At 64.9% G+C, this 22,710-nt stretch carries 24 protein-coding genes; 9 read left to right on the plus strand and 15 right to left on the minus strand.

Features of this window, described 5'->3' with window-relative positions; genetic code table 11:
* Positions 1 to 90: 90 nt before the first annotated feature.
* Positions 91 to 3,585, minus strand: a complete 3,495-nt coding sequence (locus ACE10X_RS25505) for an indolepyruvate ferredoxin oxidoreductase family protein (RefSeq protein WP_375763026.1) — start codon at positions 3,583 to 3,585, stop codon at positions 91 to 93.
* A gap of 234 nt (positions 3,586 to 3,819) precedes the next feature.
* Here ACE10X_RS25505 and ACE10X_RS25510 point away from each other — a divergent pair, with 234 nt between their 5' ends.
* Positions 3,820 to 5,046 (plus strand): c-type cytochrome, encoded by a 1,227-nt coding sequence (locus ACE10X_RS25510; protein WP_375763027.1) that lies wholly within the window; start codon positions 3,820 to 3,822, stop codon positions 5,044 to 5,046.
* Positions 5,047 to 5,050: 4 nt separating this feature from the next.
* On the opposite strand, the gene ACE10X_RS25515 is transcribed toward ACE10X_RS25510, so the two are convergent.
* Positions 5,051 to 5,692 (minus strand): trimeric intracellular cation channel family protein, encoded by a 642-nt coding sequence (locus ACE10X_RS25515; protein WP_304557811.1) that lies wholly within the window; start codon positions 5,690 to 5,692, stop codon positions 5,051 to 5,053.
* Positions 5,693 to 5,836: 144 nt separating this feature from the next.
* Between ACE10X_RS25515 and ACE10X_RS25520 the strand changes: the two genes are divergently transcribed.
* Entirely contained in the window at positions 5,837 to 6,274 is a 438-nt protein-coding gene (locus ACE10X_RS25520; protein ID WP_304557810.1) for a hypothetical protein, read from the plus strand.
* Positions 6,275 to 6,336: 62 nt separating this feature from the next.
* Here ACE10X_RS25520 and ACE10X_RS25525 read toward each other — a convergent pair whose 3' ends face one another.
* From ACE10X_RS25525 to ACE10X_RS25535, 3 genes are read right to left on the minus strand one after another with little or no spacing between them, the layout of a single operon-like run.
* Positions 6,337 to 7,155, minus strand: a complete 819-nt coding sequence (locus tag ACE10X_RS25525; RefSeq protein WP_375763028.1) for an oxaloacetate decarboxylase — start codon at positions 7,153 to 7,155, stop codon at positions 6,337 to 6,339.
* Positions 7,156 to 7,211: 56 nt separating this feature from the next.
* Complete coding sequence (locus ACE10X_RS25530) at positions 7,212 to 7,562, minus strand: antibiotic biosynthesis monooxygenase (protein WP_080583412.1); 351 nt, start codon at positions 7,560 to 7,562, stop codon at positions 7,212 to 7,214.
* 33 nt (positions 7,563 to 7,595) lie between these two features.
* On the minus strand, positions 7,596 to 7,904 hold the full coding sequence (locus tag ACE10X_RS25535; RefSeq protein ID WP_016839914.1) for an NIPSNAP family protein: 309 nt from the start codon (positions 7,902 to 7,904) through the stop codon (positions 7,596 to 7,598).
* Between the two features lie 117 nt (positions 7,905 to 8,021).
* Between ACE10X_RS25535 and ACE10X_RS25540 the strand changes: the two genes are divergently transcribed.
* Both ACE10X_RS25540 and ACE10X_RS25545 read left to right on the plus strand, forming a co-directional pair.
* Positions 8,022 to 8,717 carry a helix-turn-helix transcriptional regulator gene (locus ACE10X_RS25540; protein WP_051003077.1) on the plus strand — a complete coding sequence of 232 codons (696 nt, stop codon included), beginning with the start codon at positions 8,022 to 8,024 and terminating at the stop codon, positions 8,715 to 8,717.
* Positions 8,718 to 9,021: 304 nt separating this feature from the next.
* Positions 9,022 to 9,285 (plus strand): GCG_CRPN prefix-to-repeats domain-containing protein, encoded by a 264-nt coding sequence (locus ACE10X_RS25545; protein WP_016839912.1) that lies wholly within the window; start codon positions 9,022 to 9,024, stop codon positions 9,283 to 9,285.
* Positions 9,286 to 9,354: 69 nt separating this feature from the next.
* On the opposite strand, the gene ACE10X_RS25550 is transcribed toward ACE10X_RS25545, so the two are convergent.
* Positions 9,355 to 9,651, minus strand: coding sequence for a twin-arginine translocation signal domain-containing protein (locus tag ACE10X_RS25550; protein ID WP_375763029.1), 297 nt, complete (start codon positions 9,649 to 9,651; stop codon positions 9,355 to 9,357).
* Between the two features lie 135 nt (positions 9,652 to 9,786).
* Positions 9,787 to 10,104 carry a hypothetical protein gene (locus tag ACE10X_RS25555; RefSeq protein WP_375763030.1) on the minus strand — a complete coding sequence of 106 codons (318 nt, stop codon included), beginning with the start codon at positions 10,102 to 10,104 and terminating at the stop codon, positions 9,787 to 9,789.
* 93 nt (positions 10,105 to 10,197) lie between these two features.
* Between ACE10X_RS25555 and ACE10X_RS25560 the strand changes: the two genes are divergently transcribed.
* Positions 10,198 to 11,445, plus strand: a complete 1,248-nt coding sequence (locus ACE10X_RS25560) for a glycerophosphodiester phosphodiesterase family protein (protein WP_375763031.1) — start codon at positions 10,198 to 10,200, stop codon at positions 11,443 to 11,445.
* Between the two features lie 143 nt (positions 11,446 to 11,588).
* A complete protein-coding gene (locus ACE10X_RS25565) occupies positions 11,589 to 11,939 on the plus strand; it encodes a cupin domain-containing protein (RefSeq protein WP_028339273.1) in 351 nt (116 codons plus the stop codon).
* Between the two features lie 540 nt (positions 11,940 to 12,479).
* Here ACE10X_RS25565 and ACE10X_RS25570 read toward each other — a convergent pair.
* From ACE10X_RS25570 to ACE10X_RS25585, 4 genes are all read right to left on the minus strand, one after another.
* Complete coding sequence (locus ACE10X_RS25570) at positions 12,480 to 13,517, minus strand: IS110 family transposase (protein ID WP_038388997.1); 1,038 nt, start codon at positions 13,515 to 13,517, stop codon at positions 12,480 to 12,482.
* A gap of 208 nt (positions 13,518 to 13,725) precedes the next feature.
* Complete coding sequence (locus tag ACE10X_RS25575) at positions 13,726 to 14,073, minus strand: hypothetical protein (protein ID WP_038388507.1); 348 nt, start codon at positions 14,071 to 14,073, stop codon at positions 13,726 to 13,728.
* Positions 14,074 to 14,139: 66 nt separating this feature from the next.
* Positions 14,140 to 14,517 (minus strand): hypothetical protein, encoded by a 378-nt coding sequence (locus ACE10X_RS25580; RefSeq protein WP_157788182.1) that lies wholly within the window; start codon positions 14,515 to 14,517, stop codon positions 14,140 to 14,142.
* A 378-nt stretch (positions 14,518 to 14,895) separates the two neighbouring features.
* Complete coding sequence (locus tag ACE10X_RS25585; RefSeq protein WP_028339274.1) at positions 14,896 to 16,428, minus strand: acyl-CoA carboxylase subunit beta; 1,533 nt, start codon at positions 16,426 to 16,428, stop codon at positions 14,896 to 14,898.
* A 161-nt stretch (positions 16,429 to 16,589) separates the two neighbouring features.
* On the opposite strand from ACE10X_RS25585, the gene ACE10X_RS25590 reads away from it, so the two are divergent.
* On the plus strand, positions 16,590 to 17,000 hold the full coding sequence (locus ACE10X_RS25590) for a DUF4260 domain-containing protein (RefSeq protein WP_038388512.1): 411 nt from the start codon (positions 16,590 to 16,592) through the stop codon (positions 16,998 to 17,000).
* Positions 17,001 to 17,097: 97 nt separating this feature from the next.
* Positions 17,098 to 18,099 carry a dienelactone hydrolase family protein gene (locus ACE10X_RS25595; protein ID WP_038388513.1) on the plus strand — a complete coding sequence of 334 codons (1,002 nt, stop codon included), beginning with the start codon at positions 17,098 to 17,100 and terminating at the stop codon, positions 18,097 to 18,099.
* Between the two features lie 128 nt (positions 18,100 to 18,227).
* Here the strand turns inward: ACE10X_RS25595 and ACE10X_RS25600 are convergent, their stop codons facing one another.
* Positions 18,228 to 19,091 (minus strand): DMT family transporter, encoded by an 864-nt coding sequence (locus tag ACE10X_RS25600; protein WP_038388514.1) that lies wholly within the window; start codon positions 19,089 to 19,091, stop codon positions 18,228 to 18,230.
* 370 nt (positions 19,092 to 19,461) lie between these two features.
* On the opposite strand from ACE10X_RS25600, the gene ACE10X_RS25605 reads away from it, so the two are divergent.
* Positions 19,462 to 20,817, plus strand: a complete 1,356-nt coding sequence (locus ACE10X_RS25605) for a PLP-dependent aminotransferase family protein (protein WP_051003358.1) — start codon at positions 19,462 to 19,464, stop codon at positions 20,815 to 20,817.
* A gap of 246 nt (positions 20,818 to 21,063) precedes the next feature.
* Here ACE10X_RS25605 and ACE10X_RS25610 read toward each other — a convergent pair whose 3' ends face one another.
* The 3 genes from ACE10X_RS25610 to blaOXA form a co-directional block, all read right to left on the minus strand.
* Positions 21,064 to 21,378, minus strand: coding sequence for a carboxymuconolactone decarboxylase family protein (locus tag ACE10X_RS25610; RefSeq protein ID WP_375763032.1), 315 nt, complete (start codon positions 21,376 to 21,378; stop codon positions 21,064 to 21,066).
* A complete protein-coding gene (locus tag ACE10X_RS25615) occupies positions 21,315 to 21,719 on the minus strand; it encodes a hypothetical protein (protein ID WP_244436068.1) in 405 nt (134 codons plus the stop codon). Before ACE10X_RS25615 ends, ACE10X_RS25610 begins: the two co-directional genes overlap by 64 nt.
* 80 nt (positions 21,720 to 21,799) lie before the next feature.
* A complete protein-coding gene (gene blaOXA, locus ACE10X_RS25620) occupies positions 21,800 to 22,612 on the minus strand; it encodes a class D beta-lactamase (RefSeq protein WP_038388517.1) in 813 nt (270 codons plus the stop codon).
* Between the last annotated feature and the right edge of the window lie 98 nt (positions 22,613 to 22,710).

Raw genomic sequence — 22,710 nt, forward strand, 5'->3', positions numbered from 1 at the left:
GCCACGGCCTCGCGCAACAACGAACAACGGTGGTTATGGGTCCCGGGTCGCGCTTCGCTTGCCCGGGACGACACCGAACTTGTGGCTACACTACTCCGCCGCCATCTGCCGCGGCGCGGGCGGCGGGTTGGCGAGGTCGGCGGCGAGTTGCGCGTAGCGAACCTTCGCCTCCTTGATCGCCTTGTCCTTCACCGGCCCGTAGCCGCGGATGCGATCGGGCAGCGCCAGCAATTCGACCGCAATATCGTGGTTGAGTGGCGACAGCAGGTTCAGCACGGTCGCGACATCCTTCTCGTAGCCCGCGATCAGATCGCGCTCGAGCTTGCGGTCGGCGTTGTAGCCGAAGATGTCGAGCGGCGTGCCGCGCAGGAAGCGGAATCTTGCCAGCACCCTGAAGGCCGACATCATCCACGACCCGAAGGCGCGCTTTTTCGGCCGGCCCTGCGCGTCGAGCCCGCCGCCGAGGATCGGCGGCGCCAGATTGAAGTTGAACTTGAACTCACCCTCGAACTGGTCGCGCAGCTGCTTCTCGAAGCGGCCGTCGGTGAACAGCCGCGCCACCTCGTACTCGTCCTTGTAGGCGAGCAGCTTGGCATAGTTGATCGCGACCGCACGCGGCAGCGCCTCGCCATAGCCGCCCTTGGCGGCGGCCTCGCGGACCTGGTCGACCAGCTTGCGGTAGCGTTTTGCCAGACGCGCGCTCTGATAGTCCGTCAGAAGCGCGATGCGGTGGGTGATGATCTCGTCGAGCGACATCGCATCCAGCGCCTTGACCGGGGCTGCGTCGTCATCCTGCCCCTTCATCATCTCGGCGAGCCGCGCCGGATCGGCCGCGGCCAGACGCCCGAGCTGGAACGCCTGCGTGTTCATCTTGATCGAGACGCCGTTGACCTCGATCGCCTGCTTGATCGATTCCGCCGACAGCGGCAGCAACCCGCGCTGATAGGCAAAGCCCATCATCATGATGTTGGTGGCGATGGAGTCACCGAGCAGCGCCTCGGCCGGCTTGGTGAAGTCGAAGAACGCGGAGTCCTTGCGCAGCTCGGTCTCCAGCACGCTGTTGACCTTGCGGCTCTGGAAGTTGAAGTCGCGGTTCAGGATGAAGTCCGCGGTCGGGATCACGTGGCTGTTAATGATGCCGACGGTGCGGCTCGCATCGCACAGCGTGATGGTGTCCTTCGACGCCGCCACGACCTCGTCGGCCGCAAGTACCAGATCGGCCGTTCCGGTCACGATGCGCGAGCAGGTCACGTCGGCGGTGTGCTCGGAGAGCCGGACGTGGCTCAGCACAGCGCCGCCCTTTTGCGCGAGACCTGACATGTCGAGGATCATCGAGGCCTTGCCCTCGATATGGGCGGCCATGCCGAGCAGCGCGCCGATCGTCAGCACGCCGGTGCCGCCGACGCCGCCGACCGCGATGTTGTAGGGCCGGTCGAGCGCGGGCTTGGAGGCTGGCTCCGGCAGATTATCGATGCTGCCGAGCTCGGGCGGCGCGCGACGCCTGAGCTTGCCGCCATCGACCGTGACGAAGGACGGGCAAAAGCCCTTCACGCAGGAATAATCCTTGTTGCAGGTCGACTGGTTGATGGTGCGCTTGCGCCCGAGCTCCGTCTCCAGCGGCTCGACCGAGATGCAGTTCGACTGCACCGAGCAGTCGCCGCATCCTTCGCAGACGGCAGGATTGATCAGCACGCGACGCTGCGGATCCTCCATCAGGCCGCGCTTGCGGCGACGGCGTTTTTCGGCGGCGCAGGTCTGCACGAACACGATCGCCGACGTGCCCTTGGTGTCACGGCACATCTTCTGGACGTTCTCGAGCTCGTCGCGATGGAACAGCTTGACGCCGGGCGCGATCGTATCGGCCGGATAGGCGTCCGGATTCTCCGAGACCAGATAGATCTCGCGGATGCCTTCGGCATGGAGCTGGAAGGTGATCTGCTGCGGCGAGAGATCGCCGTCGTGGCGCTGGCCGCCGGTCATGGCGACCGCGTCGTTGTACAGGATCTTGTAGGTGATGTTGGCCTTGGAAGCGATCGACTGGCGGATCGCGAGAATGCCGGAGTGGAAATAGGTGCCGTCGCCGAGATTGGCGAAGACGTGGTTCTCGTTGGTGAACGGCGCGATGCCGACCCACGGCACACCCTCGCCGCCCATATGGGTGAAGGTCTCGGTCGAGCGGTTCATCCACAGTGCCATGAAGTGGCAGCCGATGCCGGCCAGCGCGCGGCTGCCTTCCGGCACCTTGGTCGAGGTGTTGTGCGGGCAGCCCGAGCAGAAATACGGCGTGCGGCTGACGGGCGCGGTCGCCTGCATCTGCGTCGACTGGCGGCCGTTGAACCAGTCGGCCTTGGCGCGCAGCATCTCGGCGATTTCAGGATTGAGATTAAGTCGAAGCAGCCTTTCGGTGAGCGAGCTCGCAAGCGAGGCCACGCTGAGCTCGGCGGCGAAGGTCAGGAAGCGCTTGTCGTGATCGTCCATCTTGCCGACGATGCGCGGGCGCACGTCGTCGCGCCAGTTGAACAGCTCCTGCTTGACCTGGTTCTCGACGATCTCGCGGCGTTCCTCGACGATGAAGATCTCCTCGAGGCCGACGGCGAAGTTGCGCACGCCTTCCGGCTCCAGCGGCCATGGCATGCCGATCTTGTAGAGGCGGATGCCGATCTTGGCGGCGATCTCTGGCGTGACGCCGAGCTCGCGCAGCGCCTGACGGATGTCCTCGTAGCTCTTGCCCGAGGCCATGATGCCGTAGCGCGCGTTCGGCGAATCCATCGTGATCCGGTTGACTTTGTTGGCGCGGGCGAAGGCGATCGCGGCAAAGCCCTTGTAGTCCTGCAGCCGGCGGTCCTGCTCGAAGCGGTCGTCCGGCCAGCGGATGTTGAGGCCACCAGGCGGCAGCTCGAAATCGGTCGGGATGATGAACGGCGTCATTTCGTCGGTGAGGTCGATCTCGGCGGTCGTCTCGACCGTCTCGGTGATCACCTTCATGCCGACCCAGCAGCCGGAGTAGCGCGACATCGCGATACCCAGGAGGCCCATCTCGATCATTTCATGGATGCTGGAGGGGTAGAGGTAGGGCATCAGCGCGGAGATGAAGGCGTGGTCGGACTGATGCGGGACGGTGGAGGATTTCGCGCCATGGTCGTCGCCCGCAAGGCAGAGCACACCGCCATGCTTGGCGGAGCCCGCCGCATTGCCGTGGCGGAACACGTCGCCGCAGCGGTCGACGCCAGGGCCCTTGCCGTACCAGATGCCGACTGCGCCATCATACTTGGCGCCCGGCGACAGGGCGAGTTGCTGCGAGCCCCAGATCGCGGTGGCCGCGAGGTCCTCGTTCACGCCGGGCTGGAATTTGATGTTGTACTGCTCGAGATGCTTGCGGGCGGCGAACAGCTGCTGGTCGTAGCCGCCGAGTGGGGAACCGCGATAGCCGGAGATAAAGCCTGCCGTGTTAAGACCCGCGGCGCGGTCGCGCCTGATCTGCGCCATGGGCAGGCGGACCAGCGCCTGGATGCCGGTCATGAAGACGTGGCCGGTGCCTTGGGTGTATTTCTGGTCGAGGCTGATAGGCCCTTGGTTGATTCCCATTTAGCCCTCTTTTCGCTGGTCGCGACGACTGCTTTTTAGCTAGTCATCCGAGCTTGTTAGAACCAGTCTATGTCGGATTTTCCGGCCCGCGCAGCACAATTCTGGGCGACCAGGCCCATCGCTCAAAAATCGCAATTTCGTGCCGGGAATATTGCAGGGCCGTTTCGGTTTCTGTCGCAGGACAGGCCCGCGGCGAAATGGCGTAACGCGTCTTGTGGACCGGAAGGTGATTGGATGCGGCGACGATTTCGAGCGACGGGTGCGATTCTGGTCGCCGCGCTGTTGTGCGGTGCGCTCACGCCAAGCGAATGTGCCGCCGCGCCGGCCGACGACGTCATCGCCCGCGGCAAGGCGCTCACGATCGCCGGCGACTGCGCCAGCTGCCACACGGCTGATCCGGCAAAGCCCTTTGCCGGGGGCAAGCGGATCGACACGCCGTTCGGTGCGGTGTTCTCGCCGAACCTCACCCCCGACCGAGATACCGGCATCGGCGGCTGGAGCGACGACGATTTCCTGCGCGCGCTGCGGATGGGCGTCTCGCCGAGCGGCGCGCATTATTATCCCGCCTTCCCCTACCCGTATTTCACGAAGCTGATCCGCGACGACATCCTGGCGATCCGCGCCTATCTCGCGACGCTGGCGCCGGTCAGCAACAAGGCGCCGCCGCCGGAGTTGCGCTGGCCTTTGAACTACCGCGTGTTGATGCGGGTCTGGAACGCGCTGTTCTTCACGCCGGGCATCATCCAGCCGGATCAGGGCAAGGCTTCGGAATGGAATCGCGGCCGCTACCTGGTCGAGGCCCTCGCCCATTGCGGCGCCTGCCACACGCCCAAGAACGCCTTCGGCGCCGACAGGCGCGACCAGGCGCTCAGTGGCAGCGTGGTGCAAGGCATGTTCGCGCCCAGGCTCGATGGCGCCGCGCGCAGCGGGCTGAAATCATGGAGCGTAGCTGACATCGCCGAATATCTGCAGAGCGGCCGCAACGGGCACAGCCATGCCGGCCCCCTGATGTCCGAGGTGGTGCTCAATTCGACCTCGAAGATGAGCGACGCCGATGTGCGCGCCATCGCGGTCTATCTGAAGGGCCTGCCCGCCGGCGCGCCGGAGCCGGAGGTCACCCCGCCCTCGCCGGCGCAGATGAGTAATGGCGAACGCATCTATCGCGGCGCCTGCATCGCCTGTCATGAGCTCGACGGCTCCGGCGCGCCGCGGATCTATCCGCCGCTGCCCGGCAACGCCAATCTGCAATCGGCCAATCCGGCGAGCACGCTGCGCATCATCCTCGACGGCGCGCAGACCGTGACGACGCCGCGCGCGCCGAACGGCGGCTCGATGCCGGCCTATCCGAAGCTCACCGACCAGGAGGTCGCGGACGTTGCGACCTACATCCGCAATGCCTGGGGCAACGCGGCGCCGGCCGTCACCGCGCACGAGGTCGCGAAGGCGCGGACGGCGAAATAGCCGTTTAGCGCCCCTCGTCGCTGAACACGAATTTCGGCATCTCCCATCGGTAGCGGATCGCAAACATGCGGAACGTCAGCCCGAGCGCGAAGGTCAGCGCGGTCCAGAGCTGGGCGTTCACCTGTAGCCCGGAGCCGGTCACATAGAACAGTCCGGTCACCACGGAGACGCTGGCATAGAGCTCGCTGCGAAACAACAGCGGCACCTCGTTGCAGAGGATGTCACGCAGCACGCCGCCGGCGCAGCCGGAGATTATGCCGGCGACGATCACGATCGGCAGCGGGACGTCGACTTGCGAGGCCACGTCGCAGCCGGCCATGGTGAACACCACAAGTCCGATCGCATCGAGCACCAGGAATGCGAGGTTGAGCCGGTGCACCAGCCGCGCCAGCAGGATGGTGGCGAAGGCGCCCGCGGCTGCGACCGCAAGGTAGATCGGGTGCGCGACCCAGAGCAGCGGATAATGCCCGAGCAGCACGTCGCGGATGGTGCCGCCGCCGAGGGCGGTGATCGCGCCGAGCATGCAGACGCCGGCCCAATCCATGCTGCGCCTGCCGGCCGCCAGCGCCGCCGTCATTGACTGCGCCGCAACCGCAATGAACGAGAGCACTTGCAGCACCGAATCGGTGGGCGGCATGGTCCACATTGAAAAGGCCTCATGAAACAGATTGGAACCCAAGGAATCGACGGTTCCTGCATGAACAGGTTGCAACATTGGCGCGGAACATCCTTGCGCGCCAGCCATTGTCCCATGCGTTTAGCTTTGAGGTGCTAACGGAGGAACTTTGCAATGGCCCATCAACCTGACGATCCGTATCGCGCCAACCTGACCGAGGACGAAATGCGCCGTCAGGCGCGCTTCAACAGCCTGGACAACGAGCTGCAGCCGGATCCGGAACTCCAGGAGGGACCGGCCAGCACCACCAAGATCGCGATGTTCGCAGTCGCGGTGGCCGTGGTGCTCGGTGCGTTGTTCTACGGCTTGAACAATACGTCGGTGCATGAGGCGGGCACTACGCCGTCAGCGCAGACCGCGCAGCAGCAGCCGGCCAATCCGGCCGCGCCGCCGGGCATGCGCGACGTGACGCCGAAGCCGAACAGCCAGCCCGGCATGACGACGGGCGCAGCGCCGGCACAGCCGGCCTCTCCGTCGGCCAACAAGCCGACCGGGCAGGAGATCGACCGTTCGGCGAACCCGTCCGACTCGACCGGCGACAAGAACAAGTAATCCGCGTCCGTCCCCGGAGTGGTGAAGCAGCGGGCCCGGCGGCCCGCTGCTTTTTGTGACGTCTACTTGAACATCTTGTTGAGCTCGCCGCCGGGATAGCCGTTGGCGAACTCGGAGAAGGTGCCCTTCTCGGCCATCTCCTTGGCCGCCTTCATCACGCCGGCCCAGGCCATCCGCGCCAGTGCCCCGCCGACGCTGATCCGCCGCACGCCGAGATCGGCGACGGATTGCAGCGTCAGCTCGGACGCCCCGCCGATCAGAAGATTGACCGGCTTTGGCGCGACCGCCTTCACGACCGCGGAAATCTCCTCCTTGGTCGCGATGCCCGGCGAATAAAGGACGTCCGCTCCTGCTTCCGAATAGGCCTGCAGCCGTTCGATCACCAGATTGAGGTCCTTCTTCCCCCACAGGAATGCCTCACAGCGGCCGGTGAGCAACACGCCGCTGTTGTCGGCATCGATGGCTTTGCGCGCCGCCTTGATGCGCTCGACCGCAAGCTTGTGCTCGAACAGCGGGTTGGCGGCGTCTCCGGTGGAATCCTCGATCGAGAGCCCGGCGACGCCGGTCTTGACGCCGCGCGCGACATTGACCGCGACCTTGTCGGGCTCGACCGCGAAGCCGCCCTCGAAATCCGCATTGACGGGAATATCGACCGCCGCACACAGCGCGGTCAGGTGGTCGCAGACGTCATCGACGGTGACGCGGTTGTCGGCCTTGGCGATGGTCCAGGCAAAGCCCGCACTGGTCGACGCCAGTGCCTTGAAGCCGAGATGTTGCAAGGCGCGGGCGCTGCCGACATCGAACGGATTCGGAATGATGAAGCACCCGCTCTCATGCAGCTTCTTGAAGGCGGCGCGTTTGTCAGCAGTTGGCAGTGGCATTGGTCGCTCCCTGGATTCGTTGGCCGCGCACAGATAGGCACCCACGCATCCGCCCGCTAGTGCGGCTCATGCACCGCGCGGCTGTCCTTCGGCGCCTGATCGCGTTCGTTCAGGCCGTAGTCACGGATCACGCTCGCCACCCGCAGCCGGTAGTTCTCGAAGATCCGCGCGCGGCCCTTGGCCTGGGTACGGCGATGCTCGATCGTGTTGCGCCAGGCTTCCACCGCGGCCTCGTCGCGGAAGAATGACAGCGATACGAACTTGCCCTTCTCGGTGATGCTCTCGAACCGCTCGACCGAGATGAAGCCGTCGATCTCCTCCAGGATCGGCTTCAGCTCGGCGGCAAGGTCGAAATAGAGATCCCGGTGCTCGGGCTTCGGCCAGACTTCGAAGATCACGCCGATCATGGGCGCCTCCCGCACATTGCTGTTGTGGCCCCACTATAACTCGACCTTGCGGAGAAATGTCCGTTCCTCGGCGAGGATGAAACGGTTTTCTTCCGCGAAGTTGAAGTTCGCGACGCCCTCCTTGTCCTGGCGCAGCCGCGCGCGATAGGCCTCATAGGCGGCAAGGCTTTCGAACGAGATCAGCGCGAAGGCGATGTTGTTGGTTCCCTCATGCGGCATCCAGTAGCCGATGAGATCGCCGCCGCAGCGCGGGATGATCGAGAGCCAGTTCCGCGAATACTCCTCGAACATCGCGCGCTTGAACGGATCGAGCTGGTAGCGGATGAAGACGGTGACGGTCATTGATAGCCTCCGGTCATGTTTCCGCCATTGCGAGCGTCAGCGACGCAATCCTCGCAATGACGGCACGGTGAACAATAGCGGCTTGTCCGACCTCGATGCTTCGGCTATCATCGAACTATGAAAGCAGGACCCGACATCTCCCGGATCGCCGCTCTGGTCGGCGATCCCGCACGCTGCAACATGCTGACCGCGCTGATGACCGGCCGGGCGTTGACCGCGAGCGAGCTGGCGCAGGAGGCCGGCATCACGCCGCAGACGGCGAGCTCACATCTTGCCAAGCTCGAGGCCGGCGGGCTGATCGAGCCCGAGAAGCAGGGCCGCCACCGCTACTACCGCCTCTCTGACCCCGACGTCGCCGACGTGCTCGAAGGCCTGCAGGGCATCGCCGCCCGCGCCGGCCATATGCGGGTGCGGACCGGGCCGAAGGATCCGGCGCTGCGCCGCGCCCGCATCTGCTACGACCATCTCGCCGGCGATCTCGGCGTGCAGATGCTCGACAGCATGAAGCGGCAGAAGCTGGTCCGCCAGAGCAAGCAGGCGATCGAGCTCACCGGCGAAGGCAAGCGCTTCATGGCCGAGGAGCTGCAGATCGACGCCGATGCGCTGACGCATCCGCGCCGTCCGGTGTGCAAGGCCTGCCTCGACTGGAGCGAGCGGCGGCATCATCTCGCCGGCACGCTGGGCGCTGCCATGATGGACCGCTTCACCGAACTGAAATGGGCCGCGCGCGATGCTGCGCCGGGCAGCCGCGTGGTCAATTTTTCGCGCAACGGCGAGAAGCGATTCGCCGCGCTGTTCGGCCCGGGCCAATAGCGGCGCGCCTTCCGGCAAGCGTCGATGAACCGCCGGTCTCGCTTGCCTCGTCTTCCGATGCATTTTCATTCACATGCTCGCCATTAGCGCGCGGCTGTCGCGTCTGCGAAATATTTCGAAGTGATGCTGAGCCGACTTGCGGCGCGCTGACGCAGGTGTGAGCTGCAACATTCATGTCGCATTCAGGCCGCAACATTATGGTCGGCGACATCGGGCACGGCTTCTGCAATGATCCGGCCGGGCGAATCGGTAGACGAAAGTTTGTTGCGGTGCCGCAGCGCGGCCCAAATAAAAAGGAGAAGACATGAAGTATCTTTTTGCTGCAGCAGTTTTGCTGACGACCGCATTCGCCGGCATCAGCGCCGCTGATGCGGCCGGTGGCTGCGGCCCCGGCTGGCACCGTGGCCCCTATGGTGGCTGCGTCAGGAATCGCGGCGTCGTCGTCGCGCCGGGCGCCGTCGTCGTGCGTCCGCCGGTCGTGGTCGAGCGCCCCGTCGTGGTGGCGCCGCGTGTCCGCGCCTGCCCTTACGGCTTTGCCTGGCGCTACGGCCGTTGCCGCCCGATCTGATCGCGGCACATTTCGAACTAACAAAACCCCGCCTGGTGCGGGGTTTTTCTTTTCGTCATGGAGTCGGTATCACCAGCGGCGCCAGTGATGACGGCGCCAATGGTGGCGGCGCCAGCCCCAATGCCTGCGGTGCCAGTGCCAGTGACGCCAACCCCAGTGGCGATGATGCCAGCGTACTTGCTCGGGCTTCATGCGGCCGACCTCGTCGCCCGTGGTGACGGCCGGATGCGCTTCGCCAGCCGCTGGTGCGCGTGCATCCTGGTCGAGGGGAAGCGGCGCGAGCGGCGCCGCCTGCGCCGTCGCGGCGAAGGTGACGGCTCCGGCGGCGACACCGAAGGCCATCTTCAGAAAATCCCGGCGTTCCATGAGCGTTTCCCTTTGTTGCTGAGCTGGACCAACTGCGGCAGCGAGTTTTTGCCTCGCGACCTGAACGCTCGCGGAACCGCGCGTTCACGTTTCATGGAACTCGAGGGTCGTCGACGTCGTGACGTCACGCAACCATCATGCCGCCGTTGCCTCCTCCGCCAGCACCAGGAGATCGCGCGTACGCGTCACCTCCGGCCAGTCGCGGTTGAAGTCGGCGACCAGCCGCTTCATGTCATCGCTGTTCACCGCGCGCTCAAGCGCCTTCTCGTCGGCGAACTGATAGGTCGCCTGGTGCAGCGACGGATCACTCAGGCTCCAGCATCGCCAGGCGCGCTCGGCGCCGAACGATTTCATCGCGTCGGGTAGATGCTCGCGCGAATACCAGGCATCGAAGGCGGGACGCCTGGCGGCATCCGTGACGGTGGCGCGGACGACGAAATAGGCTGCCGGCATTGTTTCCTCCATGGTTTCAATTTCGTACACGCGGCCGGTCCATGCTCCGTGATATGTCGGTCTGCTGACAATGCCTGATCAGGGGGATCACCCATGCTTGCCCGTCACCGCGCCGCCCTGCTCGCGTTCCTGTTCGCCCTCGGCTCCGCGCTGCCGGCTGCCGCCGGGGAGATCGCGCTGCCGCGCGAGGCGCAGCTCGGGCCGCGCCCGTTCTATCTGGTCGACAAGATGAAGGACGGGCCCCTGAGGCAGCAGCTCAGCCAGTGCACCGGGCCGTTCCACAAGACCGACTTTTCGATCGGCCACCGCGGCGCCGCGCTGCAATTCCCCGAGCATAGCCGCGAATCCTATCTCGCCGCCGCGCGGATGGGCGCCGGCGTGATCGAATGCGACGTCACCTTCACGCGAGATCGCCAGCTGGTGTGCCGGCACTCGCAATGCGACCTGCACACCACGACCAACATCCTGACGGTGCCGGATCTCGCCGCAAAATGCACGCAACCCTTCAGCCCGGCCGATCCCGCCACCGGCAGGAAGGCCTCGGCTAAGTGCTGCACCAGCGACATCACGCTCGCCGAATTCAAGCGGCTCACCGCGAAAATGGACGGCTTCAATCCGGATGCGAAGACGCCGGAGGACTACCAGAACGGCACGCCGCGCTGGCGCACCGACCTCTATGGCAATTCCGGCACGCTGATGAGCCACGACGAGAGCATCGCCTTGATCAGAAGTCTCGGCGCAAAATTCACGCCCGAGCTGAAGGCGCCGGAGGTGGCGATGCCGTTCGACGGCGACTACACCCAGGAGACATATGCGACCCAGATGCTCGCCGCCTACAAGGCCGCCGGCATTCCGCCGAGCGACGTGTTCCCGCAGAGCTTCAGCCTCAAGGACATCCTCTATTGGGTGAAGACCGAACCCGATTTCGCGAGCCAGGCGCTCTATCTCGAGGACCGCTACGAGAAAGCAGGCCTCGATCCGAACCGGCCGGAGACCTGGAAGCCGTCGATGCAGGAATTGAAGGCCTCCGGCATCGCGATCCTGGGGCCGCCGATCTTCGCGATGCTGGCGCTGAACGACAAGGGCGAGATCGTCCCGTCGGCTTACGCCAGGGCGGCGAAGGCGGCTGGCCTCGATCTGATCGGCTGGTCGCTGGAGCGCGACGGCCCGCTGAACAAGGGCGGTGCGTTCTACCACAAGTCGGTGAAGGCGGCGATCGACCGCGACGGCGACACGTTGGCCGTGCTCGACGTGCTGGCAAAACAGGTCGGCGTCCGCGCGATGTTTTCCGACTGGCCGGCGACGACCACATTCTATGCGAACTGCATGGGGATGAAGTGAGGTCTTGCCGGGCGCGTTACGGCCGCCCCGCCCTACGCACCGTGCGCGCCCGCCATGACCATTCCGGCCGTTCCGCGCGCGGCAGAACAGGACTAGCATCATCGCCTTCCCGCCCGACGGGACAACACCACAGGGAGGCCGCCATGAAGCCAGGACAACCGGTCAAGGACGCCAGCCATCTCTACGAAGTCGAGCGCCGCGCCCAGCACGCCGCCCGCCCCGGCTTCCGCATCATGGAGCTGCAACTCTCGCCGACCCAGAAGGTGCCGTGGCACACCCACAGCAACATCTCCGACACCTTCTATGTGCTGGAGGGCCAGATGCGGCTGTTCCTGCAGGAGCCGAAGGAGGAAGTGAACCTGAAGGTCGGCGAAGTCTATGCCGTGAAGCCGACCCGTCCTCACCTCGTCACCAATGCCGGCACGACGTCGCTGACCTTTTTGATCCTGCAAGGCGTCGGCGAATACGACTACGTGCCGCTGGCGTCGGGCTGAGGACACGCGTCGCTTGCTGCGCCGTCGTCCCTGCGGAAGCAGGGACCCATAACCACCGCGTTACGTTGTTGAAGCAAGCTGTGGCCCCAACGTCGTGCAACAAGATCGAGCTGTGGTTATGGGTCCCGGGTCGCGCTCCGCTTGCCCGGGACGACGTGGGTGAGATTCCGATTCACATCTCAAACAGCCTGTACGGTGTCAGCACCCGTGCATGCGGAATCCAGTTTCCCAGAGACGCCGGCGTTTGAGTCGAGAAGCCGCTGTCTTCCTGGCGAAAGCCAGGACCCATATGTGGACGGCCCCCGTGGCACAAGAGCTGTTTGGTGAGATCGGATCGCTTGCATCCATATGTCCGGCCTGTTGGGTGCGATCGAATGGATCGCTGGCCAAGATGGTTTGCGCGATGCGAGTTCCAAACAACCACGCGGCCTTTTGCCGATGGGTCCTGCGGACTGTCTCGCATCGTTGCTCGATCGTCGCTCCATCTGCTCTTGCAGCTCCGGGTCGGCTGACGAGCGAGCCCGCCGGCCGGCCAATCGATTAGGCGGCGGCTGTCATGGGCTTGATCCGTGCCGCCTCGTAACTCTCGCCCGTCGCCATCAACTTCCAGGCGATACGGGCTACTTTGTTGGCAAGCGCCACGGCCGCAAGCTTCGGCGGCTTGCGCTGGATCAGGGCCAGCAGCCAGCGCGAGTGATGACCGCGTCCCCGCCTGGCCTGCTGGATCACCGCTGTGGCCCCGATGACCAGCAGACGGCGCAGGTCCTCATCGCCCGCCCGCGTGATCTTGCCAAGCCTGGTCCTGCCGGCGGTAGAGTGGTCCTTGGGTGTCAATCCCAGCCAGGCCGCAAAATGACGACCAGAACGGAACGCGTGCGGATCAGGTGTCTTCATCACCAGCGCGGTTGCAACGATCGGACCGACCGAGGGGATCTCAGCCAGGCGCCGGCCCGTGGCATCGCCGCGGTGCCAAGCCATCAGCTTGGCCTCAACCGCCTTCAACTCACCCTCGAGCCTGGCGCGCTCCCGGCCCAGCACCACAAACAGCTCGCGCGCCAGGGTGGGAAGCGTCTCGTCCTGCGCAATCCGCGCCAGCAGTGGCTCGATCGCGTCCAGTCCTTTGGGTGCGATCAGGCCATACTCCGCCGCATGGCCGCGGATCGTATTGGTCAGCTGGGTGCGCCGGACGATCAATCCGTCGCGGACACCCATCAGCATCAGCGCAGCCTGCTGCTCGGCCGTCTTCACCGGCACGAAGCGCATGCTCCGCCGGCTCATCGCTTCACACAGACCCTCTGCATCCCGCCCGTCATTCTTGTTCCGCATCACGTAGGGTTTAACCAATTGCGGTGCCATCAGCTTCACTTCGTGACCGAGCTTGGAAAGCTCCCGCGCCCAATGTTGCGAAGCCCCGCAGGCCTCCATCCCGATCACGGTCGGCGGCAATTTGGCGAAGAACTCCAGCACCTGTTTGCGCGACAGCTTCTTGCGCAGCACCACCTGCTCCGCCGCATCAACCCCATGCAGCACAAAAATATACTTCGACGTATCAATCCCAATGCGGATAATCTGGTTCACGGACGGCTCCCATGTATGAGATCTAGACAACCTCATTCTGGCACACTGATGCCGTAGGGGGCCGTCCACACCATCAACCACCGCATTTGATGATGAACGGGATCGCGGCCCCAGCATCGCGCAACAATTGAGATTTGGGGTAATGGGTCCTGGCTTTCGCCGGGACGACACTGAGTTTGTGGCGCCGCTTTGCGCGCCCGCTGCCCCCTCACATCAGCTTCAGCGGCGCATCGTGAACCAGCCGCAGGTCGATATCGCCGATCAGACGCGCGCGGCGCGCCTCGGCGGTGCTGATCGCAGCCTCGGTCTGCCGCAGCGTGCTGACATTCGATCCGAGCGACACGATGCCGCCGAGCACCAGTGCGATCGATCCGAGTGCCGCAGTCTGACCAGCGCCTAACAGCCCAAGCAGCGCGACGGCCAGCAACGCAAACCCGCCTGCGATCGCGACCTTCGACCCGAGAATGATCCGCCGGGAGCGCTCGGCGCTCTCGGCAAGCTCCTCGATCTGCGCCTCGATCTCGGAAATCTCGTCGGTCGGATCGTCTTCGGTCATCAGGCTCGAACCTGTCGGGCGGGTTAGCGAAGCCGTAACCCGCCGCGCTCGTCGCCACAAGATGGTTTACGTTTTGCCCGTCCGCCTTGCGCGTTGTTCTGCAAGCTCAAGCGCCAGTTTGAGTCGACGGCGTCCTATTTTCATAAGGTGCTCCCGAGTGTTCAGGTCCTCCTCAATACCAAATATCTCGAACACAACCTCTTCGGTACGCGCATCGCGTGGCAGCTCGATATGGACGACCAGCTTGCCATCGACGAGGACGTCAAACAGGCCCTCAGCCTGTTCGGGGATATGCCGAACTATGTAGATGTTTTGAGTGATGGATTGCAGTCTGCGCCGCAAACTCATCAAGAGCCTTTGTGACGCGGGCTCCAGCAGTAAATGTTCGCGCCCCGTCTCTAACTCAGCAATCGTCAGCTTGTCGGATAACGAAAGCCGGGCCACGATCACACTCCAGTGTCGTCCTACACGCTACCGTTCACTTTATTCATCACGGCGAGCCAGTCTGAGAATTCAAATGACCACCGCATCCGCGAAGGGCTCGCATGCAGATCGATGAATCGCTTGCCGTCAGCACCCGGCGCACTTCCGCAACCAACTGCTCATTCTACCAGACTTCAGTCACCAACTCATCACGATCGGAAGCGCTGGCAACTTGCAGGACGAAGCTCATGGTCTTGGTCCAAAAGTCGGATGGGTTGTAGGGCGGGTTAGGCGACGGCGTCCGCCGTAGCTCAACGAGCGAAGGCGGAAGCCGTAACCGCCGCGGATCATGAACGAAGATGGTGGGTTGCGCTTGCGCCAACCCACCCCACGCTCTCCTCACAACGGCAAATTGTCGTGCTTCTTCGCCGGGATTTCCACCTTCTTGTCCTTCAGCATCGCAAGCGCCCGTGCGATCCGGCGCCTTGTCGAATGCGGCATGATGACGTCGTCGATGTAGCCGCGTTCGGCGGCGATGAAGGGGGACAGGAAGCGGTCTTCGTATTCCTTGGTGCGGGCGGCGATCTTGTCGGGGTCGCCGATGTCACTGCGGAAGATGATCTCCACCGCGCCCTTGGCGCCCATCACGGCGATCTGTGCGGTCGGCCAGGCGTAGTTCATGTCGGCGCCGATCTCCTTGGACGCCATGACGTCGAAGGCGCCGCCATAGGCCTTGCGGGTGATGATGGTGACGAGCGGCACCGTGCACTGCGAATAGGCGAACAGCAGTTTCGCGCCATGCTTGATCAGGCCGCCATATTCCTGCGCGGTGCCCGGCAGGAAGCCCGGCACGTCGACGAAGGTGACGATCGGGATGTTGAAGGCGTCGCAGAACCGCACGAAGCGCGCGGCCTTGCGCGAGGCGTCCGAGTCGAGCACGCCGGCCAGCACCATCGGCTGGTTGGCGACGAAGCCGACGGTGCGGCCGGCGATGCGGCCGAAGCCGGTGACGATGTTCCTGGCGAAGGTCTCCGAGATCTCGAAGAAGTCGCCCTCGTCGACGACCTTCAGGATCAATTCCTTCATGTCGTACGGCTTGTTCGGATTGTCGGGGATCAGCGTGTCGAGCGACATATCGACCCGGCCGATATCGTCGAAGCTCGGCCACTCCGGCACGCCGTCGGTGTTGTTCGAGGGCAGGAAGTCGATCAGGCGGCGCATCTGCAGCAGCGCGTCGACGTCGTTCTCGAACGCGCCGTCGGCGATCGAGGAGCGCGTGGCGTGCACCGAGGCGCCGCCGAGTTCCTCGGCGGTCACCACCTCGTTGGTGACGGTCTTCACCACGTCGGGGCCGGTGACGAACATGTAGCTGGTGTTCTTCACCATGAAGATGAAGTCGGTCATGGCGGGCGAATAGACGTCGCCGCCGGCACAGGGGCCCATGATGACGGAAATCTGCGGGATCACGCCCGAAGCCTGCACGTTGCGGCGGAACACGTAGGAATAGCCCGCGAGCGCCGCGACGCCCTCCTGGATGCGCGCGCCGCCGGCGTCATAGAGGCCGATGATCGGCGCCCTCGCCTTCATCGCCATGTCCTGAAGTTTCGTAATCTTCAGCGCGTGGGTTTCGGAGAGCGAGCCGCCGAACACCGTAAAATCCTTGGCAAAGACAAACGTCTTGCGGCCGTTGACGGTGCCCCAGCCCGTGACGACGCCGTCGCCCGGGATCCTGGTCTTCTCCATGCCGAACTCGATCGAGCGGTGCTCGACGAACATGTCGAACTCCTCGAACGAGCCCTTGTCCAGCAGGAGCTCGATCCGCTCGCGGGCGGTCAGCTTGCCGCGGGCGTGCTGCGCCTCGATGCGCTTTTCGCCGCCGCCCAGCTTGGCGCCGGCGCGCCGCTCTTCGAGGGTATCGAGGATATCTTTCATTTGTTTCCGCCCGTGTTAGCTACAGTCCGCGTCCCGGCGCGAGCCGAGGTCCGCTTCGTTCGGAAATGGCTTTAGCACGGCCGTTTCGGAACCGGAAAGCCGCTTGTGAGCGGGTTCGGGCGCAAAAACGGTAGGATTTTCCGACATCTGGGGAGACAGCGATGACAGATACGACCACGGCCGAGACCGGTGCCGCGACCGGCGGGGTGCGCACCCTGCTCCGGCTGGAGGGGCTGGTGCTGTTCCTCGGCATGACCGTGCTCTACTACAAGTGGGAGGGTTCCTGGCTGGTCTACGTCCTGCTGTTCCTGGTACCGGACATCAGCTTCGCCGCTTACTTGATCAGCCCGCGGGCCGGCGCCATCGCCTACAACGCCGCCCACACCTATCTGGCGCCGGTGGCGCTGATGACGCTGGGTTTTGCCGGCGAAGGACCGCTGGTGCTCTCGATCGCGATGATCTGGCTCGCCCATATCGGGATCGACCGCGCGCTCGGCTACGGGCTGAAATATTCTGTTGGTTTTGGCTTCACCCATCTCGGGCGGATCGGGAAGGCGCAGGAGCCCGCCTAGCGCCGGCTTTCTGACGTCACGCACGGCCGGTCAAATTGACAGCGTGCGCGTCGATTGCTGTAGTCGCGGCCAATCAAGACAACCTCCGGGGGAATCGATGCTGACAGACTGGCGCCTGGCCGCGACCGCGATCCTGTTTTGCTGCGCCGTGCTGTTCACCTGCATCGAGACCAGCGCGCAGCAGATTCCGAAGGAGATCGCGGCGCGCACCGAGATCTACGGCATCCCCTCGCTGACGATCTCCGACCAGCAATTCCTGAACGGCGACGGCAACGGCAAGGCGGTCACCGTCGGCGGCGAATTCCGCATCGCGCAAGGCAGCGGCCGGCTGCCGGTCGTGGTCTTGATGCATGGCTCGAGCGGCGTCGGCGCCGGGATGGACGGCTGGGTGCGCCATTTCAACGGCATGGGCATCTCGACCTTCGTGATCGACGGCTTCTCCGGCCGCGGCCTCACCGCAACCGGACCGAACCAGGCGCTGCTCGGCCGCCTCAATTTCATTGTCGACATCTATCATTCGCTGGAGATCCTCGCCAAACATCCGCGGGTCGATCCCGAGCGCATCGTGCTGATGGGATTTTCGCGCGGCGGCCAGGCCACGCTCTATGCCAGCCTCGACCGCTTCAACAAGCTCTGGAACAAATCCGGCGTGCAGTTCGCGGCCTACATCCCGTTCTATCCGGATTGCTCGACCGGCTATCTGACCGATACCGAGGTCGCGGCGCGGCCGATCCGGATCTTCCACGGCACGCCCGACGACTATAATCCGGTGGCGAGCTGCAAGGCCTATGTCGCGCGGCTGCAAGAGGCCAAGCGCGACGTGGTGCTGACGGAGTATCCCGATTCCGCGCACGGCTTCGACGCCGGCCTGATCGGCAACAACACGGTGGTGGAAGCGACGGGATCGCAGACCGTGCGCCACTGCACCATCAGGGAAGGCGAAGGCGGCGTGCTGATGAATGCATCGACCCAGGCGCCGTTCAGCTACAAGGACGCCTGCGTCGAGCTCGGCCCGCATGTCGGCGGCAACCCGACCACCGCGCTCGAGGTCCGCAAGGCGGTCAGCGATTTCCTGCAGGCGCTGTTCAAGCTGAGCTGACGAGGCCCGAACTCTATGTCCTCATCCTGAGGAGCCGCGAAGCGGCGTCTCGAAGGATGCAGGCCCGCCTGTGGCCTCATGGTTCGAGACGCGCGTTCCGCGCTCCTCACCATGAGGAGAGACAGACGTCAGGCGAAGCGGCGCGCGAACACCACGCAGACCACGACCAGCAGGGTCGCCGCGATCATCGACCATGCCACCTGCTCGTGCAGCAGCAAGCCGGCCAGCGCGAGGCCGAAGAACGGTTGCAGCAGCTGCAATTGGCCGACGCTGGCGATGCCGCCGATCGCAAGGCCGCGATACCAGAACACGAAGCCGACCAGCATGCTGAAGATCGAGACATAAGCGAGCCCGAGCCAGGCCGGCGCGCCGATGCCCTGCCAGCTCGGCGGCAGCGTCATGATCGTCATCAAGAGCACCACCGGCGCCGAGAGCACCAGCGCCCAGGAGATCACCTGCCAGCCGCCGAGCCGCCGCGACAGCGCAGCCCCCTCGGCATAGCCGAGGCCGCAGACGATGATGGCGGCGACCATCAGGAGGTCGCCGGTCAGCGACGCCGATCCGTCGCTCGACAGGGCGAACGCGCCGACCGTCGCGCTGCCGATGCAGGAGAACAGCCAGAACAGCGGCTGCGGCCGCTCGCCGCCGCGCAGCACGCCGAACACGGCGGTCGACAGCGGCAGCAGCCCGATGAACACGATCGAGTGCGCCGAGGTGATGTGCTGGAGCGCGAGCGCAGTCAGCAGCGGAAAGCCGATCACGACGCCAAGCGCGACGATCGTCAGCGACACCAGGTCCTTGCGCTGCGGCCAGGGCTGCCGCAGCACCGCCAGCAGCGCGGCGCCGAGCAACGCCGCGATCGCCGCCCGCGCCGAAGTCAAAAACAGCGGCGAGAACCCGGCGACGGCCACGCGGGTCGCCGGCAGCGAGCCGCTGAAGATAATCACGCCGAGCAAGCCGCTGCCCCAGCCGTCGATCGAAGCCTTGTCCATTGTACCTCACCTTCGGGACGCGTCGCGAGTTGAGGTCGAGCCGCGAACTGCTCCCTCTCCCGCTTGCTTGCGGGGGAGGGTTGGGGTGGGGGTTTCTCCACGAAGAGACTATCTCTACGTGACAAGAGCCCCCACCCGCATCGCATCTTCGATGCGATGCGACCTCCCTCGCAAGCGGGAGAGGTGCAGCGAGATTGCGGCCGGACCGATTCAACCGAATCTCACGCGGCCTTCGCACCGACCATAGCCAGCGGAGGCTCGCCAAGGCAGCTACAGATCAGTACAATATCGCAAAACTGTATGGGCAAAGGTAGGCATACACTTGCAACAGCAATCCGATGCACCAAAGGCGACGCGGACCACCGACGTGATGAACGCGATCCGCGCCAAGGTGGCGAGCCGCGCGCTGGTCGCCGACGACCGCCTGCCCTCGATCCGCGGCCTGGCCGCGACCATGGGCGTGTCGCCCTCCACTGTCGTCGAAGCCTATGACCGCCTCGTCGCCGAGGGCCTGATCCGGGCCCGGCCCGGCTCCGGCTTCTACGTCTCGTCCGCGGCGCTGCCGCCGCTCGCGCTCGCCAAGGACCAGCCACAGCGCGACCGCGCGGTCGATCCGTTCTGGGTGTCGCGGCAATCGCTCGATGCCGAGACCGGCGCGCTCAAGCCCGGCTGCGGTTGGCTGCCGGCCGAGTGGATGCCGACGGAGGCGCTGCGGCGCGCATTGCGCGGCCTGGCGCGGGCCGACGACGCCGTGCTCTCCGACTATGGTGCGACACGCGGCTCGCTCGCGCTGCGGCGGATCCTGATGGCACGGTTTGCCGATGAGGGAATCGAGGTGCCGCCCGAGCAGCTCTTGCTGACCGCATCCGGCACGCAGGCGATCGACCTCGTCTGCCGCTTCCTGCTGCGGCCCGGCGACACCGTGCTGGTCGACGATCCCTGCTACTTCAATTTCCGGGCGCTGCTGCGCGCACATCAGGTGCGCATCGTCAGCGTGCCCTACACGGCGTCGGGACCCGATGTCGCGAGCTTCGAGGCGACACTGGCCGCCGAGCGGCCACGGCTCTATGTCACGAACTCGGCGCTGCATAATCCGACCGGAGCGACGCTGTCGCCGCAGACCGCGCACCGCGTGCTGAATGCGGCGGCGGCCTACGATCTCACAATCGTCGAGGACGACATCTTTGCGGACTTCGAGCCGGAGCCTTCGGCGCGGCTCGCTGCGCTCGATGGCCTGAGCCGCGTGATCCGGATCGGCAGCTTCTCCAAGACGCTGTCGGCATCGGTGCGCTGCGGCTTCATCGCCGCGCGCGCGGGCTGGATCGAGGATCTCGTCGATCTCCAGGTCGCGACCGGTTTCGGCGGCCCGAGCGCGGTCGCGACCGAGATCATCGCCAGCGTGCTGTCGAGCGGCTTCTATCGCAAGCATGTCGAGGAGCTGCGCCGGCGCCTTGCCCGCGCCCGCCGCGACGTCGGCGACAAATTGCAGCGCATCGGCGTCACACCCTGGCTGATGCCGCGCGGCGGCTTCTATCTGTGGTGCCATCTGCCCGACGGGTGCGATTCCGCCGACGTGGCGCGCGCCGCGCTTGCCGACAACATCGTGCTGGCACCAGGCAACGTGTTCAGCGCCTCGCAGACGGCCGCCGCCTTCATGCGCTTCAACGTCGCGCAATGCCGCGACCCGAAACTGATGCCGACCTTGCAGCGGGCGATCGGGCGCTAGACTAAGGATGAGTTGGGATGAAGGTCTCGAGGCAGAGTGGTTCCACCTCTCCCGCCTGCGGGGGTCGAGACGAGCGAAGCTCGCTCTTAGGTCGTATTGCATCGAAGATGCAATTCGGGTGGGGGCTCTCTCCACGATGTGACTCCTGGAGAGAGCCCCCACCCCAACCCAACCCTCCCCCGCAAGCGGGAGAGGGAGCACACCGCCTTCGTGACTGTGCTGGCAGTCACCCGACGCAGCGGCGCCCTACTTCTCACCCACCTTGAACGGCTCCTCCTTGCCCGGCGGCACGGTCTCCTCCGCCATCGCCAGGATCATCGCCACCATCACGTAATTGCCGGCGACCGCGGTGAGGTCGACGATCTGCTGATCGTTGAAGATCTTCCTGGCGCGCGCATAGGTCTCGTCGGAGACCTTCTTGGTCGTGGTCAGCTCGGTGACGAAGTCGTACACGACCGCCTCGTCGTCGGCCATCTTCGACGGGCGGTTGCCGGCCTTCAGCTCGGCGATGACGTCGGGCGGCAGGCGGCCTTGGCTGCGAGCGGCGCATGCGCGAACCACTCGACCTGCGAGCGCCACTGCCGGCCGATGATCAGGATCGCGAACTCGTTCAGCCTGGTCGGCACCGAGGTCTGCCAGCGCAGATAATAGAACAGATCGTAGAGGCGCTGGCCGAGCACCGGGCTCCTGATCATCGGATTGTAGGGTCCGCCGATGCCGACGCTCGACACCTTCATGATCTGCTCGCCGAGCGGTTTTTGCAGGTCGCTGAGCTGCTCCATCGTGAGCTGCGGGAAGCGCGGCTCCTTGCTGGTGGCCGGCGCCGAGAACACCGTCGCCGCGAGCCAGCCGCCGGCCGCGGCCAGCGTGAGCGACGAGAGCCAGACTGTTGCTGAATGCATGATTCCTCCGCTTGATTTTATCGGAGGATGCTAGTCGAGCTACGTAGCGCCAGCCAGCGATGAACACGCAGATCAGCTCATCACAGCGCGACGATATCGGTGAGGCATTGCTGCGTGACGCTCATCCGCGCATCGATCTGCGCCTGCGTCTTGCAGTCCATGTTCATCGCGAACACCGTGATGTCGGTGCCCTTCTCGGCCCAGCCGACCAGCCAGCCGAGCGAGCCGTGCTCCTTGTCGGTCAGGCCGGTCTTGGCGCGGATGACGGTCTCGCCGACCTTCGTGACGGGGAGGATGTCGCACACCAGCTGCTGGCTGTGCTTGCCGACCGGCAGCACGCCGCGGCGCAGCCGGTCGAGGAAATCGATCTGCTGCACCGGATCGATCCGCAAATTGCCGGTCACCCAGAACTGGTCGATGCCGCCGCCGATGTCGCGGTTGCCGTAGTCGATGATCTCGAGATATTTCTTCATCCGCTCCTCGCCGATGCGGCGGGCGATCTCCTGGAACACCGGAAACGCCGACACGGCGAGCGCGGAGCGCAGCGTGTGATCCTTGTTCCAGGCCTCGATGCTGCGGGTTGTGCCGTCCCACTTGAAGACGTCCTTGTCGGGGTCCTGCACCACCCCCGTCTCGAGCGCGATCAATGCGTTCGGGATCTTGAAGGTCGAGGCCGGCAATTTGCCCTCGCCCGAGCGGACCTTGTCGCTGGCGATGATTAGATAATCGTCGACCTTGTAGCCGACGAAGGTGCCCTCGGTGCCGAGATCGAAGAACCGCTTTTGCAGCTCCTCGCGAAACTCGCTGCGCTGGTAGGACACGTTGGCGAAGCTGCGCGACGGCAGGATCGTAGCGGCAGCAAGCAGACCGAGCGCATGGCGGCGATGGATCACGACAAGTCCTGGGCAGGTTCGGATTGACGACGATGCTGATGCCATCGTGGTGAAAGGATGGCAATAAGACTCCGTTCTTGACGCGTTTTCTTCACGCG

This window comes from Bradyrhizobium sp. Pha-3, assembly GCF_042258325.1.
Lineage (GTDB): Bacteria > Pseudomonadota > Alphaproteobacteria > Rhizobiales > Xanthobacteraceae > Bradyrhizobium > Bradyrhizobium elkanii.